The organism is Leptospira meyeri (assembly GCF_004368965.1).
Lineage (GTDB): Bacteria > Spirochaetota > Leptospiria > Leptospirales > Leptospiraceae > Leptospira_A > Leptospira_A meyeri.
In genome coordinates, this window is sequence record NZ_SORO01000001.1 from 2204548 (window position 1) to 2218519 (window position 13972).

Consider the following 13972-nt stretch of genomic DNA (forward strand, 5'->3'; position numbering starts at 1 on the left):
ACAGTCCTATTGGAAAAAGTTATCTATGAATCAATACGAAGTTATACTCAATCAAGTCATCGGGAAACATAAATATCTTTTTGGCAAATCGGCAAATGTAACCATACCGTTTGAAGGCCAGAAAAAAACTCAAAAGAACATTCGTCTTTTCGATTGGTTTCATATGAGTAAAAACAAAAGAATCGATTTCTATGATCGATTCGGTGACATTGAAGAAGAGAATGTTCTAGGTAAATACATTATCGATAATGGTGACGATGAAATATTTGCACCAGAACTACGCGAAGGAGTTATTCCTTTTGCTTTTATTGTCGATGATGGAGCCTCGGGGAACGATTACCAAGTGGAAGGAATTTTGATGATCGACCTACGGGTTGCAAAACGTCCTGTTCTTATTGCTGAAGTAGACGGTACAATTGATGGACAAACACCATTTCAAATTGTATCGTTTGAATCTTTAAATATATCCTCAGGTAAAATCAAAGTAGATGAGTGAGACTGCAAAAGGAAAAATATATGCACGAAAAAGCAGATAAACAGGAGTTCATTTTCAAGTTTCTAAAACATATAAAACTTGGTACCGATGATGAGCTAATATTTTTTAATGCAAAAACTTCTCACATCTATTTTGCTGGTTGGGTCTTTTTGTTTGTTTCGATCACCAGCATTTTTCTATTTCCTAAATATTTTACATTTTACCAAGATTTCTTGAAATTTGATCTATTTAATAAAATGGGTTTAAATCAAGAAAACGTTAAACTACTAGTATTCATATTGTCATTTCTTACTTTTGTGAAATCTTACTCAATTTGGATTCAAAGGAAAGAACTTTTGGAAAGTCTATACGGTTTACGAATTCTTTTGGATTACATGAGAGTGGATGAAGTTTCTTTTTTTCAAAACGTTAAACAAATTTTTCCAAATTTAGAAGACTTTGAAATTGCAGACTTTACTAAAGCAGTTTTTGCGAGTAAATTAATTATCAAATAAGATATTTCTTCCGTTACTGTTTAACGATGAAAAAAGTATTACTCCTACTTGCAAAAGGTTTCGAATCATTTGAAGCTAGTGTTTTCATCGATGTCATTGGTTGGAATCTTGTTGATGGAGACAATTCAACAAAACTTTATACCTGCGCTTTCAAAAAGGAAGTCGAAGGCTCGTTTGGTGTTAAACTCAATGCGGATTACCAAATTTGCGAAGTGAACATAAATGAATTCGACGCTTTAGCAATTCCTGGAGGATTTGAAGAATACGGTTTCTATGAAGAGGCTTATCATCCAGAATTTCTAGAGTTGATTCGACATTTTGACAAACAAGATAAAATCATTGCTTCTATTTGTGTCGGGGAATTGCCCATCGCCAAGTCAGGTGTCTTAAATCAAAGAATGGCAACAACATACAATCATAAAGAAAGTATCAGGCAAAACCAACTTGCAAAACTTGGAGCCATTGTACAAAATTCTCCGATAGTCATAGATAAAACATCATTACAAGTTGGAGTCCAGCGACAGCAATAGGTGTTGCTTTACTTCTTTTGAAATTGTTAACTTCAGAAGAAAATGCGAATTATATCAAAGAAATAATGGGATTTTAGAATTGATTGTTTAGAAATAGAACTTTAAATCAGCATAACAACGGAAATCGGAGATCATATTTGATGTTAGTTCCAATAAGATTAAAAAGAAACATTATCCTTTCAGCTGTAGTTTTAGCTCTGATTTCTTGTTCCAGTTTTCCGATAGGTTCTGGTTATACTTCTAAACCAAATACAATAGTTTATTCAAAACCAGACGACAAAAGTACAATTGTTTCTGAATTAAAAAAAGACTCTCACTTTAACATCATTACATATAATTATTTTAAAAGTAATCAAAAAGGAAAGTTATGGCATAAAATAAAACAGGAAAACGTTGTAGGCTATATTGAAGAAAATGTTGGAGACAACTCTAATTCACCAACACAATTATTTCTTACAACAAACGAACCTATCTATGGATTCGTTGTTGCCTCTTCCTTAGTGTTGCGAAGCCAGCCGAATACTACTAGTGCTGCCATTGAAAAACTTGCTACAAAAGAGATCGTTAGTGTCATAGAAGAAGGAAAAAACTCAGTTATTGTAAATGGAAAAACGGGAAGCTGGGCCAAAGTAAAAACAAAAAATAATAATGTAGGTTTTGTATTCACTCCATATTTGATGCTTAGCAAATCACCAGACAATTTCGTAATTGGCGAAGATATTGAATCAAAAGAAAAAGGTTGGGCTTATACTACAACTTTTCCCAATACTGTTTATATAAAAAAACACGGAAAGTTATATCCTGTAGAAAATGACCAAGTTTCTGAAAATGAATTCTATTTACTTGATTCAAGATATATCACAAAAGATGGTAAGGTATTCTTTCATATTTACAAACAAACTGGAAGAAAAGCAGATTGGTATTCTGAAATTGAAGTTGAATACTCTACAGATTGTTACATTTCTTCAAACCATGTAAAGGTTTCTGATCGATACGCTGTATTATATTCTCAATTCAAAGAATCAGATAAAAAGAAACGTAAACTAATTGAATTTTTAGATCAACAAAGCGGAGAGGAAATAGATCCTGCAAAGTCTGACTTCTATACATTTATTTCAAAAAAAGAAAAATATCATGTTATTATCACTTCAACTAAAAGTGAATTTGAGGATTGTCGTGATTGTTTTTATGGTGATGATTATAATTTAGTTTTTGTTTTTCATGAAAAAGATAATCAGTTCAAAAAAATATTCTCTTCTGGTGGATCTCGAAGCGCAAGTTTTGGGGAAACAAATAAAAATTTCTATATTACGATCGCAACTAGCCCTCTCCCCGAAGGAGATGAGTCTCCTAGTACCATCAAATCCAGCAAATATAAATTCAATGGAACAAATTTCGATTTAGAATCTGAGGAAAAAAATTAACGATTCTACTCAATCGATAGTCGATATATTCTTTATTTCATTTAATTTCCGTTCTGGATCTTTTGAAAAGCCACACAAGTAGGGACAGTTTCAATCTTTCCTTCTTGTAAGTCCTTACAGCTAAACAACAAAATTTGTTTATGGCATTCCTTATATGCGGTTTGTATCGCAAACGGATCTGCACCGATCAGTTTATATGCATTACTTTCGCGAAATCGCTTTTGGCATTGCGCTTCATCCAGTCTGCCTTCGGTAAATTTTTTTAGATTTTCAGGAATGGATTTCCATTCCTTGTCAGCACACTCTCTATACTTTGCACAAATTTCAGATGTTAAACTTAAAGATTCATTCTGCCATTCTAAGTTTACGATCCCTTTATCTTTTTTACAGGATACAGTTGTTACTACAACTAAGATAGAAAAGAAGCTAAGAATTCTATTTTTTTTATTCAATTTAAGAAGAGAAAGATAAGTTTTGCCGTTATTCGTAGTTCGCATATCATTTGTTGTTACTCGGGATTTATGCGTAGTGCGTATATTTGCCGCAGCATTCATAAAAGATTTAATTGTATTTTCCATATCCTCTATAAAAACTTGGATGGTTATATACGCATTACGTATATTTCTCCAATAATTATTTGTGCTAACCGTATAACGTTTATTTCCCCAATTACGCATGTTATAAACATTGCGTTTAGTTCCCTCACCCAATTTTGGAAAAAGTATGTTTAGTAACTTCATAAAGCTTTTTGATTTTCCTTTGTTATTTTGAATTCTCAGTTGTTTCTTTTTTGCGAATCAGAATTTCAATTCGCTCTTCTTTGGCTTTTTTTTCTGGCGTATCTGAGTCTTTTGCTTTTTGGAACATAGCGTAACCTTGAACAGATACTTGTTCTTTAGGAATTCCATATTCGTTCACCATTTTCTCTGCAAGTAAAGAAGCTCGGTGTGAATGATAGTCCCATGAATTTTGAAATTTAGATTTATCTATTTGTGATTCATAAGGGATTTGAACACGAACGACTATATCAATATCCATTCCTTTTGATAAGATTGCCAATTGTTCAAAAGCAAACTTAAGATCAGGATCTGATTTTAATATATCATCAGATGCCAAATCAGAACCTGCAAAAATTAATTTGAGTTCTTCCGTTTCTGCAAGTCCCAATTTTAATTTTGCTTTTTCTCTAAGTGTTTTTAAAGCAAATCCAATTCGTTCCCATAGCCTAAATACTTGTGACTTAGGCTCCACTGTATCATCTTCCAAAATTCCCGATCCGCCGTCTAAAAGAGCACCAACAGAACTTACATTTAATCCAAACCCACGTTTAATATCTTTTGCTACTTCCGTTAGGCGGTTGGCATCGACTTTACTAATTGCATACAATATAATAAATAGTCCCAATAATAAAGTGATCATGTCGGCGTAGGTCAACAACCAACGATCATGGGCTTCTATATGTTCTTCTTCTTTTGACAAAAACCTGGAACGTCTTCTCATGTTTCCTCTTTCAGGGTGGGAAATGCTTTATGTAAAAACTCCCATTCCTTTTCTTGGACTATCGCGTAAAACTCGTTAAACAGTTCTTGGTTTACAGGTAAAGTGGCATAGTAACCTTGCTCTACTTTTTTGAACAAGGGATAAACTCCAAGCAATCTTGACATCATGGCAGCAGGTTTTATGATATATGCACTTACTGGTTTATGTGCTAATTCATAAAATTTTTTAAGGTTAAAAAGTACAACCTCTAATTGTTTTCTCCGTGTATCACGTTGGTCTAACTCGCAAAATAACGAAAAATACTCTTCTTGGCTGATTTCCTTTCCCGATTCCCAACCTTTAGTGAGAAGAAGTTCTGCCATTTGGATATCCAATTCATCTGTTATTTTGTTAAGTTCCATGAGACGTTCGACGTTCTCTCTTGTCCCTTCCTTCATCATGTTCTTAACTTTATCATACGTAGTAAAAGCTAACGTTTCCCATTCTTCCTTTCCATCCAAATTATACACAGTTTCAAAAAAGAATTTTGCCATCCCGATTGTTTCGTTTCGGTGAAAAAAATCATAATAGTAAAGATGAAATCGATCCACTTGAATGCGAACGATTTCCCTTCTAGCCAGTGCGACTTCTTCCGTCAATTGGTGTTTCATTTCCGCTTAGTTTGCAGTTAATCCCAAAAGATAAGAAGGGAATCCTTGTTGGTCACGTTCAAATGGTGCAATTGAAAACTGATTGGGTATGGAAACAATTTCATGATAGAACTTGTATGTGGAACGAAATAAAATTTTTGGCGTCGCAGATTCTTTTGGTGTATAATAAAATTTTACTCCATAACGAAAGTTATTTGCCCATCCTTCTTTTGTAACTTCTAACAATGGATAATCAGCTGGAATTTTTTTGTTTTGGACAACATTAAAAACAATATCACCTTTTTTATACAGTCGAACTCCTTGAGTTTCTCCCGCCAAACGAACAGTACCAGCTTCTGGAAATGATAGGGAAAGGTAGGTCAAACTAACATAGTTTCCACGATTCTTTAGTTGTAAAGTTACAAGTGATTCGTGCCCAGTCTCAAATTTTGGAGATACTTCTAAAGATACAAAAGATGGAACCGGTTGCATGGGAAGGTTTGGAATCATCTCCCAACCGTTAAAAACGAATTCTTGAGAGTAATTTGGATTAGTTGGAAAGATTCGAAAGGATTTATCTTTATTATTGTACTCAAAGTCTACTCGTTTACTTCTTTTTAATTCTTCGTGTTCTTTGAGTTGAAACCCGTCCCATATTTTTTTGCCTTTTCGGTATCCCATAGGAACGGAGAATAAACCTAACGGTGGTTCTTCGGCCAATACTTCAATAAAGACGGAATTAAAATTGTCTCCCGGGAGTTCAGATAGTACAATCCGGCGTAGACAATCACCAGCAAAGGAAACTCTCTCTTTTCCAGGTGCTGATCCAGGAACCCAAGTTTTGAGTTTCGCATCGTAAAACATCGCACCTAAATTCTGCAAAAAGAATTCTAACTTCCATTGAAAGATCCAACTCGATCCATCCTTTCGAAAAGCTGCTAGAACCTCGCTTGTCCCTGACTGAAACAACACCAATGTTTCCATTTCGGGAGTTTCATCCAAATTGATCTGTTTTTGGCCCAAAACACGAACAACTTGGCCAGTATCGCTGCCATAGACGGCTTGTCGAATTTCGGAATCGGAAGGAACTTCCTTTTGTGAACAGGATACGAAAGAAACGGATGCAAAAAGTAAAGTGACTGTAATTCGAAACAAAATGGATAAATTCATAGGAATTCTTTCATTTCAGCACAGCAAAACTCCAATTCAACCTTTTTTGCTTTTCCTTTCTCAGTCCTGTGTTTTACTCGTCTAAGTATTAAGAATTGGGGACGACATTGGTTTCGACTGTTGTTGGCTTGGATTCAGTGGCACGTAGGGGTGAGGGACCTCTTAAAAACCTTCAAAACAATAACTGCAAATAACGAATTTGCTCTAGCAGCTTAATTTTAAGCTCTACGGTTTCATTGGCTGTTTCCTTAGGTGGCCAAGAAACCGACACCTCTCTAAGGACCTTTCGGATTTGTCGCCCGCTTCGAACCGGATTGAACTTTAAGTAGGATAGGAATTAGTCCCCCGTTTGTAGGGTAAGTCTTTCCGAAATTTATTTGCAAACTAAACGTGTAGAAGCTGCATTTGAGGATGATAGGACCCGGGTTCGACTCCCGGCGTCTCCAAAGTTTCGGCATTCGCTTCTCTCATTCGCCGGGTCCTCCGTAGCCAGAGCTCCCGCCCGCAGCCATCCCTTAAGTGCTTTTCGAAGCAAACACTTCCACTTGGTTATTAGCTAAAGTATATAAATGTTTAGTTGGTTTTGAAAGTGATATTCGTTTAATTCGAGGGAAACGTTGCGCTTCGGCACTGCCTGCCTAGCTTGGTCTACGACCGCTAACGCCTTCTCCGAAGGCTCAGCTACGAGGAACGTCGTCTCCCCTAGTTCGATATTTGCCGAGAATCAAACTTCCGATCTACTTTCAATTTAATCTTGGTAAGTGTACCTTGTGGTATTGGTTCTATAGATATTACCATTTCTCCAAATTCTTTTTTCTTCTAAGATGGTATCACCTTTCAAAATTGGTAAGTTTGTTTCTCCCTCTTTTGGTGTGGCATAAAAGATAAATGTTTTTGGAGCTATCCACTGGAAAGCCATTCTCATATCATCAAAAACATGAAATTCGGATTTTGATAAATCAAATACATATTTTGTGCGAACAAATCCCGTACCAGCATCGAACACTAGAAATAAATTTTGTGGTGAGACGGATTCAAAATAACACATATGCATGTGAATTTGTTTACTGAGATTCTTCAAAAGCACTCGGCGAAGATTCAAATCGTATACAATTCCTTCGTATACATCCTCGTTATTTTCTAAGATAATTAAAAGAAAATGTCCTTTTTGTTCTGTTTTAAAAACTTTCTGAAAGTGACTAGCAACTGGTATTGTGTCTATCAAATTTGAAGTTTTTTTATCGAAAATCCTTAAGTTTCCATCGTTCAGATCATATCCCAGTTGCGGAATTGTATTCTTGCCGGGAGGAAAACTTTCTGGATTTAAAAAAATATAATCTGAATAAACATATCCATCGGAATGGTTCAACGAACGAACTTTAGACCAATGCCTGTAATCAGAGTTGTCATTCGAAATTTCTTCCAGAACTGTGACCTTTGTATTTCTATCTAATTGTAGAATGACCTTTGATTTTTCACTTGGCTTTTCGCGCAACATCACCTTGTTCCCAGAAATATAAACGTCCTTTCCAGAACTACACATTGTGAGGCTAAAGAATATGATAAGTTTATAAATTCTTTGGATCATTTACTTTCAAAAATGAGCAACATATTATTTTAAAAATTCTAATCTTTAATTTGAATTAGTTTAAAGCCCAAAAATGAAATGAGACTATAAAATGGAATTAGAGCTAAATTATGCCAAGCAAGTATATGAGTGGACGTTTCATTAGGACAAAAAAATGAAATGCTAATTTGGGCAAATGCAAAAGGCAAAACATAAATGGAAAATTGGTATAAAATGGAAGGCTCAATAAATCCCTTTTTTAAATAAAAATTTAATAGGATCACCGGAATCATTGTGATCAAAAGAACCAATTCGACGCAACTCGAACCGTGGTTTTTAAACTCTTCCGAAAGAGATAAAAATAAACCCCTATCTAAAAATGAAACGGAAAAAACCAAATAACAGAACCAAATAACAAGTACTAAATTATAATACAGATAGTCATATCTTGATTGTTGTCCCGGAATATTTCTTTTAAATAAAACAAGCCCACAAAAAATAAAAATTGCCATTAAAGCAAGATTGGATCCCCAAAATTGTGGAATATTATACTGTCCTCGAATGATAATCGAAAAAAACAAAATCACAAACATACTTAGTAAAGAAATTAAAGTCCAAACCAGAAACCGATGCTCGGGACTTTTTAGTGGAGATACTTTTTTGTTGTCTTGCGTAAGAATTTTAATTAATTCTTCAGTTTTCATAATTTTCCTCCCGGACGAAGTCGAATGACTTTATAGATTCTATGTGCTGCCGTTTTGACTGCTGACTGGGACATGGACAAAATTTTTGCAGTTTCTGCAACAGACATTTTCTCCAATTTAAGCAACCGAAATATCAATCGCTGTTTTTCTGAAAGTTTAGTCAAAATTTCGTCAATACGTTCTTTCGAATCATCTTCTAAATGTATATTTTGATTCTCTGGTAAATATTCATTAGACAAGATGAATTCTTTCTTTTTCTTACGTTCCTTTTTTCGAATATAATCAATGATCTTATAATTTGCAATTGTAGACAACCAAGGTAAAAAAGATTTTTCAGGTAGGAAAGTATGTTTAGAAAGATGGACTGCTATTAGGATTTCCTGAAGAACATCTTCTCTGTCATCTGAATCAAATACTTTTACTGCTAATAGTGCCCTAAGAATCACACAAATTTCTTCCAACAATTTCTTATAAGATAATGAATCTCCCTCTTGGGCAGAACGCATCAAACCGGATAATTCATCCGATGAGATCCTATTCTTGGATTGTTTCAACACTCTTCAACTTTCGAATGTTCTCTTCATAAATCAATTTAATTATAAATAACAATTTTTTTTTCGCAGATGTAACTTTTTCAACTTTCAAACGAAAGAAAATACAAATCAAACGAGGAGTTTATTATGAATTACAAATCTGGGATACTTTTAGGTGCCGCAATCGCTGGACTTACTTTCACATCTTGTATGAGCGCAAAAACCCAAATGGCGGAAAAAGCAGAGGGTGAATGTCACGGTATCAATGCTTGCAAAGGTCAGGGAGATTGCGGAGGAAAGGGACATACTTGTGCTGGGAAAAATTCATGCAAAGGACAAGGTTGGAAAGGAACGTCTGAAAAAGAGTGTGCCGAAAAAGGCGGTAAATTCGTTAAAACGTAAGACTATTGGAAAATCAAACTTCCATATTTGGTGTTGGTCTCAGACGAGAGCATTATCCTTATCTTACGGAAAAACCAAATACAGACATAGATTGGTTTGAAGTAATCAGTGAAAATTATATGAACACTGAAGGACGACCTATGTCTGTATTGGAATCCATTCGTATGGATTATCCCATCACATGCCACGGTGTTGGTATGTCGTTGGGAAGTACAAATCAAATTGATCCGAATTACCTTAAAAAATTAAAACGATTGATTGAAAGATTGAATCCATTTCTCGTATCGGATCATTTAGCATGGAATAATTGGAACGGAACCAGATTACATGATTTAATTCCAATTCCTTTCCATGAAGAATCCTTAGAAATCATCGCAAATAATATTGATTATGTTCAAAATGAACTGCAAAGGAAAATTGCAATCGAAAATATCTCAGCATACTTCAGTTATACATCCTCCACAATGAACGAAGCGGAATTCTTAAAATCACTAACTGAAAAGACAGGGTGCTTAATTCTTTTGGACATAAATAATATTTATGTAAATGCAAAAAACTTTCAATTCGACCCATTAGATTTCATCAAAACAATCCCTAAAAACAGCATAGCTCAAATTCATTTAGCAGGGTTTACAGATATGGGAAATTTTCTATTTGATACTCATGCAGAGCCGGTGCATCCAGAAGTTTGGAATCTATTTGAAAAATCTTTAGACTTCCTTCCAAAAAATATCCCAATGATGATTGAATGGGATGAGAATGTTCCAGAGTTCCAAAGATTAGAGGAAGAACTGAACAAAGTAAGAATGATCACTCAAAGGAGAGGCAAAAATGAAGCTATCAGAACTTCAGAATTTATACTTGAATAGTATCTTATCAAACATAGATTCACCGTTCCAAAACCAAATCATGGCTTGCGGAAATTTGTCACTAGAAGAAGTTACATCGGTATATAAACAGGCGTATATTTACAGATTAAAAGAAGTAATGTATGATAATTTCGAATCTGTATTGTACGTATTAGGTGAACAATCTTTCGACTTAATAATTGAAAATTATATCAAACAGAATCACCATTTATCTTATGATTTGTCAAACTACGGCAAAAATTTCCCCGACTTCTTAACAAAATCATTTCCAGAATTACCTTTTTTAACAAATTTAGCTGAATTTGAAATACATTTCTCTGAATGTTTTCACAAAAAAGAAAATCAAATTTTTGAATTTTCTATAATAAGAAACCAAGAGGAGTTAGAAAATTCTGTTTTTGAATTTAGCGATTCGACAAAACTAATACAAAATCAATTCGCAGTTTACTCAATTTGGAAAAATAGAAAATCAAGTTCTCCGCCAGACCTTTCCAATCTGAATCATTCTGAACAACTTCTTTTATATAAACGAAATTCTAATCTTTATGTTCTATCACTTGAACCTGTTGAATTTTTCTTCATCGACTTACTACAAAAAGGCAAATCTATTGTAGCTGCATTAGAAAAAATCAGTTCACGTTTCGAATTGAGTCCCGAGATCGTTTCAGACCTTTTTGGAAAAATCTCCAGTTCAGGAATCGTAAAAAATATTATTATTAAAAATGATTATGCAACTTTGAATTTTTGATTTATTACTTTATGCAATCTACAATGACGAGCTGAATTCAAACTGTACGATCATTCATAGGAAAATAATCTTCGTTTAAAAGTATTTTTATTAATGATTCTTTATTAGAAAAGAACCAAATTGAATCTTTGGCCATTCTCCGAACCACGCATGATAATAAAAAATATAAATTCCAAATGATATACCGCATAAGATAAGAAAAACGGCTGTTTTGCGGAAGACCAAAAGATTTCCCATTTCCACGGTCATTTTCAAAACGATTTTTGTCAGTCTATCAATGATGGAAAACAAAAAGAAAAAAAGTAATAGAATCACACCCATACCGATTAAAGTCACAACGGGTTTTTCATATATGCTCGTAAGACCCAATACACGTCCGTTGATGATTGTTACAATCAAATCCACAGAAAGTATACAAATTAAGCGAAAATAAAAACCTAAAAAACGATGGAAAAGACTTGGTTTCGATGAAGAGGACATGGAATAAAATTTAAGAATTCAAACCGAGTTTGCAAGTATGATTTTTCGAAAATATGTATCAAAACCTAGAAATTGTAGGTTTGCCGATCTAAGTCTGACTTAGAATCAAATTATCAAACCGGAAGTTTTTGTAACAATATCTAACCTAACATCTGAAATGTTCTAGATTTATAAATATTGAATATCATATTTTGCCGGTAATGCAGTTTTTGATTCGTAAAACTTGTCTGATTTATTTCCTTTGTATTTCTTTTTCCCTCTTTGCCGAAGAACCTAGCAATGACAAAGAAGGTCGTAAAACCAAACCAGCCGGCCAAGAAATCAGAGATCGAAAATTTCAGATTCAAAACGACTTAATTGTAGAACCACCTCCAAAACCAGCCCCGCCAATCCCTTCAAAAGATTTTTCTCTCAAAAAGGAAGAAGGTGCAAAATATTTCACTTTCTATCCTGGTGTCCAAGCCAACTTAAGTGATTTAAAGATCGTATCTTCTACAGGTGGAAGAGCCGTTATGATGGATGACCAACGAATGGATCAAAATCTTTCCTTCCTTTATGATTTAAAATCACATGAATGGCAAGTAGGAGAAAATTGGGGTTTATTCATTCTAAATCGAAATGTTAATTTTCGCCAATCCAAACAAAAAATAACAGATATTACTGAAACAAATATGGCGAGTGAAGGAGAATCAGGTTCCTCTAATCGGTCTTCTCCAATTAAACAATATAAAAATCAAGACTTAGGAACGGAAACTTTTGGTAGTTATCATATGATACTTCCTGCAATTTATTACGGTCAAAAAGGTAACGATAAATTTAGAATTGGATTAGGGTTAGGATATTCAAAAGTCAACATACAAGGCACTGCCGATTTTAATGATGGGAATGGTTATTTTAATAACATAATGATATTTAGTGGAGGAAGAAACCTCGACGAAAAAATTGATAACATGGGTCGATATTCCTTATTGAACAATGGAAATATTGATGGAGATCCATACCGTGCCTACTTATTGTCAAATTTATCATATGGAAATAACTTAGAAGCACTTGGAGCTTATACATTAATCAAAGGAGATGTAAATCCAAAAACAATCAATCCATTGTTAGCTTTATACTACGCACAAGCCACAGGAAATAATTTAAGTCCACTTGAACTTTACGCTTTGTTAACCTTAGGAATCGGTAGAGTCAATTCCTCGACAAACTATGCAAAAAGTTTTTATTTTTTTTGGGAGATTCCTATTGGTGCAATCAATTGGCGTTTGGGATTAGGTGGACCTTTTTATGCACAAAACGGATACAAAATTTCTTTCACTACAGTTGAAATGTCTTTTTATATGCCGATCGAATTTTAAACACATAAAAGCTATGACATTTGTTATATTTTTCTATGTTCGTTCCCGATGAATAAAAAATCCAATGCTAAACCATTTCCATCTCTTTTAATTGTTTCGCATCACGAGCAGGAGAGGTTCCAAAAAAACGAGAGTATTCCCGATTGAATTGCGATGTACTTTCGTAACCTACATCTAAAGCGGCATCAGTCACCGAATAACCGCTATAGGTTAAAAGTTTCCTTGCTTCCAGAAGTCGTAACTGTTTTTGAAATTGAATCGGGCTTAAGCCCGTGATGGACTTGAATTGTCTATGAAAGGTTGTAATTCCCATACAAGCTCTATTCGCCAATTGATCGATTTCAAAACTATTTGTATAATTTTGTCTGACCCATTGGATCGCTTGGTGAATGCTCGATCCTTTTTGATGGGACTGGAACAATTGCCGAAGCCTCCATCCCTCTGGGCCAATCAACACATGATATAAAATTTCTCTTTCGTAGACTGGTGCTAATGCAGGGATATGTTCCGGTGTCTTCATTAACCGTAACATTCGTAACCAAGCTTCTAAAAAAGGAACAGTAGCTGGACAGGCAGAAAATTCGAAATTACTTTTGTTACCTTCGAAGTTTTGGGGAGTGTCTTTTAATAAATCCAGTAACACTTTTTGATCTAACTGAATGGCAACTGACAAATAGGGACGACCATTGGCTGCCTGTCTTACATAACCCGTTGCTGGCATTTCTGTCGGAATGACAAAATAGGATGGTCCTTCCAAGTGAACCACCTGTGTTCCAATCGATATGGTTTTGCCACCTTGGACAACAAGACCAACTAATGGTTCATAGACGGCCGCGAGTTGGTGCGTTGGAACTTCCCCTTGGATCATCAGCACTCGCGGAAGCCCAGTTTTTGTAGGTTCCGTAGTGGCACGATGACAAAGTTCCACAATTTCATTCAGTATTTTCTGCACAACCTATCTTAACACAAAAGATGTTTTTAGGCACTACATTAACAAAAAAAGCCTATTTTTTAACGATTTTTTTATCGAAAAAAGTATCGATCGGTAGTTTTAGGCAATTATTTGGT

17 protein-coding genes and 1 other RNA gene are annotated in these 13972 nt (G+C 34.6%); 9 read left to right on the forward strand and 9 right to left on the reverse strand.

Annotated elements, in window-relative coordinates:
• The first annotated feature begins 25 nt into the window (after positions 1-25).
• The 4 genes from CLV96_RS10310 to CLV96_RS10325 all read left to right on the forward strand — a co-directional run bounded on the left by CLV96_RS10310 (position 26) and on the right by CLV96_RS10325 (position 2944).
• Positions 26-496 carry a hypothetical protein gene (locus CLV96_RS10310; RefSeq protein WP_004786083.1) on the forward strand — a complete coding sequence of 157 codons (471 nt, stop codon included), beginning with the start codon at positions 26-28 and terminating at the stop codon, positions 494-496.
• A 20-nt stretch (positions 497-516) separates the two neighbouring features.
• The gene (locus CLV96_RS10315) at positions 517-990 is read left to right on the forward strand and encodes a hypothetical protein (RefSeq protein WP_004787407.1); all 474 of its coding nucleotides are present in this window, start codon (positions 517-519) and stop codon (positions 988-990) included.
• 26 nt (positions 991-1016) lie between these two features.
• Positions 1017-1520 (forward strand): DJ-1/PfpI family protein, encoded by a 504-nt coding sequence (locus tag CLV96_RS10320; protein ID WP_004787476.1) that lies wholly within the window; start codon positions 1017-1019, stop codon positions 1518-1520.
• A gap of 140 nt (positions 1521-1660) precedes the next feature.
• On the forward strand, positions 1661-2944 hold the full coding sequence (locus CLV96_RS10325; RefSeq protein WP_004785034.1) for an SH3 domain-containing protein: 1284 nt from the start codon (positions 1661-1663) through the stop codon (positions 2942-2944).
• 41 nt (positions 2945-2985) lie between these two features.
• Here the strand turns inward: CLV96_RS10325 and CLV96_RS10330 are convergent, their stop codons facing one another.
• Genes CLV96_RS10330 through CLV96_RS10345 form a run of 4 tightly spaced genes read right to left on the reverse strand, consistent with a single transcriptional unit; the run spans position 2986 to position 6243 of the window.
• A complete protein-coding gene (locus CLV96_RS10330; protein WP_004786151.1) occupies positions 2986-3684 on the reverse strand; it encodes an LA_2478/LA_2722/LA_4182 family protein in 699 nt (232 codons plus the stop codon).
• 22 nt (positions 3685-3706) lie between these two features.
• Positions 3707-4444, reverse strand: coding sequence for a flagellar motor protein MotB (locus tag CLV96_RS10335; RefSeq protein ID WP_004786689.1), 738 nt, complete (start codon positions 4442-4444; stop codon positions 3707-3709).
• A complete protein-coding gene (locus tag CLV96_RS10340) occupies positions 4441-5094 on the reverse strand; it encodes an FFLEELY motif protein (protein ID WP_004787602.1) in 654 nt (217 codons plus the stop codon). Before CLV96_RS10340 ends, CLV96_RS10335 begins: the two co-directional genes overlap by 4 nt.
• A gap of 6 nt (positions 5095-5100) precedes the next feature.
• Positions 5101-6243, reverse strand: a complete 1143-nt coding sequence (locus CLV96_RS10345; RefSeq protein ID WP_004785067.1) for an LIC13341 family surface-exposed protein — start codon at positions 6241-6243, stop codon at positions 5101-5103.
• A gap of 97 nt (positions 6244-6340) precedes the next feature.
• On the opposite strand from CLV96_RS10345, the gene ssrA reads away from it, so the two are divergent.
• Positions 6341-6690: a transfer-messenger RNA gene (gene ssrA / locus CLV96_RS10350) on the forward strand.
• Positions 6691-6991: 301 nt separating this feature from the next.
• Here the strand turns inward: ssrA and CLV96_RS10355 are convergent.
• Genes CLV96_RS10355 through CLV96_RS10365 form a run of 3 tightly spaced genes read right to left on the reverse strand, consistent with a single transcriptional unit; the run spans position 6992 to position 9068 of the window.
• On the reverse strand, positions 6992-7831 hold the full coding sequence (locus CLV96_RS10355) for an SH3 domain-containing protein (RefSeq protein WP_040917218.1): 840 nt from the start codon (positions 7829-7831) through the stop codon (positions 6992-6994).
• Between the two features lie 38 nt (positions 7832-7869).
• Complete coding sequence (locus CLV96_RS10360) at positions 7870-8514, reverse strand: NrsF family protein (RefSeq protein ID WP_004786428.1); 645 nt, start codon at positions 8512-8514, stop codon at positions 7870-7872.
• Positions 8511-9068: a sigma-70 family RNA polymerase sigma factor gene (locus tag CLV96_RS10365; RefSeq protein ID WP_243836458.1), complete on the reverse strand. Its 558-nt coding sequence runs from the start codon at positions 9066-9068 to the stop codon at positions 8511-8513. The genes CLV96_RS10360 and CLV96_RS10365 overlap by 4 nt, the downstream gene beginning before the upstream one ends.
• A gap of 126 nt (positions 9069-9194) precedes the next feature.
• Between CLV96_RS10365 and bufA2 the strand changes: the two genes are divergently transcribed.
• The 3 genes from bufA2 to CLV96_RS10380 are packed head-to-tail and all read left to right on the forward strand — an operon-like array spanning position 9195 to position 11066.
• On the forward strand, positions 9195-9449 hold the full coding sequence (bufA2, locus tag CLV96_RS10370) for a BufA2 family periplasmic bufferin-type metallophore (protein ID WP_004785540.1): 255 nt from the start codon (positions 9195-9197) through the stop codon (positions 9447-9449).
• Between the two features lie 5 nt (positions 9450-9454).
• Entirely contained in the window at positions 9455-10318 is an 864-nt protein-coding gene (gene bufB / locus CLV96_RS10375) for an MNIO family bufferin maturase (RefSeq protein ID WP_243836459.1), read from the forward strand.
• Positions 10281-11066, forward strand: a complete 786-nt coding sequence (locus CLV96_RS10380) for an HvfC/BufC family peptide modification chaperone (RefSeq protein WP_004785774.1) — start codon at positions 10281-10283, stop codon at positions 11064-11066. Before bufB ends, CLV96_RS10380 begins: the two co-directional genes overlap by 38 nt.
• A 90-nt stretch (positions 11067-11156) precedes the next feature.
• Here the strand turns inward: CLV96_RS10380 and CLV96_RS10385 are convergent, their stop codons facing one another.
• Positions 11157-11546 (reverse strand): hypothetical protein, encoded by a 390-nt coding sequence (locus CLV96_RS10385; protein WP_004785416.1) that lies wholly within the window; start codon positions 11544-11546, stop codon positions 11157-11159.
• A 200-nt stretch (positions 11547-11746) separates the two neighbouring features.
• Here CLV96_RS10385 and CLV96_RS10390 point away from each other — a divergent pair, with 200 nt between their 5' ends.
• A complete protein-coding gene (locus CLV96_RS10390; RefSeq protein ID WP_243836460.1) occupies positions 11747-12904 on the forward strand; it encodes a hypothetical protein in 1158 nt (385 codons plus the stop codon).
• 67 nt (positions 12905-12971) lie between these two features.
• On the opposite strand, the gene CLV96_RS10395 is transcribed toward CLV96_RS10390, so the two are convergent.
• The gene (locus CLV96_RS10395; RefSeq protein WP_004787145.1) at positions 12972-13856 is read right to left on the reverse strand and encodes an AraC family transcriptional regulator; all 885 of its coding nucleotides are present in this window, start codon (positions 13854-13856) and stop codon (positions 12972-12974) included.
• Between the last annotated feature and the right edge of the window lie 116 nt (positions 13857-13972).

Excerpts from the sequence above, each read along its gene's own strand:
- CLV96_RS10310 (WP_004786083.1), top strand. The coding sequence starts at position 26 with ATGAATCAATACGAAGTTATACTCAATCAAGTCATCGGGAAACATAAA.
- CLV96_RS10315 (WP_004787407.1), top strand. The coding sequence starts at position 517 with ATGCACGAAAAAGCAGATAAACAGGAGTTCATTTTCAAGTTTCTAAAA.
- CLV96_RS10320 (WP_004787476.1), top strand. The coding sequence starts at position 1,017 with ATGAAAAAAGTATTACTCCTACTTGCAAAAGGTTTCGAATCATTTGAA.
- CLV96_RS10325 (WP_004785034.1), top strand. The coding sequence starts at position 1,661 with ATGTTAGTTCCAATAAGATTAAAAAGAAACATTATCCTTTCAGCTGTA.
- CLV96_RS10330 (WP_004786151.1), bottom strand. The coding sequence starts at position 3,684 with ATGAAGTTACTAAACATACTTTTTCCAAAATTGGGTGAGGGAACTAAA.
- CLV96_RS10335 (WP_004786689.1), bottom strand. The coding sequence starts at position 4,444 with ATGAGAAGACGTTCCAGGTTTTTGTCAAAAGAAGAAGAACATATAGAA.
- CLV96_RS10340 (WP_004787602.1), bottom strand. The coding sequence starts at position 5,094 with ATGAAACACCAATTGACGGAAGAAGTCGCACTGGCTAGAAGGGAAATC.
- CLV96_RS10345 (WP_004785067.1), bottom strand. The coding sequence starts at position 6,243 with ATGAATTTATCCATTTTGTTTCGAATTACAGTCACTTTACTTTTTGCA.
- CLV96_RS10355 (WP_040917218.1), bottom strand. The coding sequence starts at position 7,831 with ATGATCCAAAGAATTTATAAACTTATCATATTCTTTAGCCTCACAATG.
- CLV96_RS10360 (WP_004786428.1), bottom strand. The coding sequence starts at position 8,514 with ATGAAAACTGAAGAATTAATTAAAATTCTTACGCAAGACAACAAAAAA.
- bufA2 (WP_004785540.1), top strand. The coding sequence starts at position 9,195 with ATGAATTACAAATCTGGGATACTTTTAGGTGCCGCAATCGCTGGACTT.
- CLV96_RS10380 (WP_004785774.1), top strand. The coding sequence starts at position 10,281 with ATGAAGCTATCAGAACTTCAGAATTTATACTTGAATAGTATCTTATCA.
- CLV96_RS10385 (WP_004785416.1), bottom strand. The coding sequence starts at position 11,546 with ATGTCCTCTTCATCGAAACCAAGTCTTTTCCATCGTTTTTTAGGTTTT.
- CLV96_RS10390 (WP_243836460.1), top strand. The coding sequence starts at position 11,747 with ATGCAGTTTTTGATTCGTAAAACTTGTCTGATTTATTTCCTTTGTATT.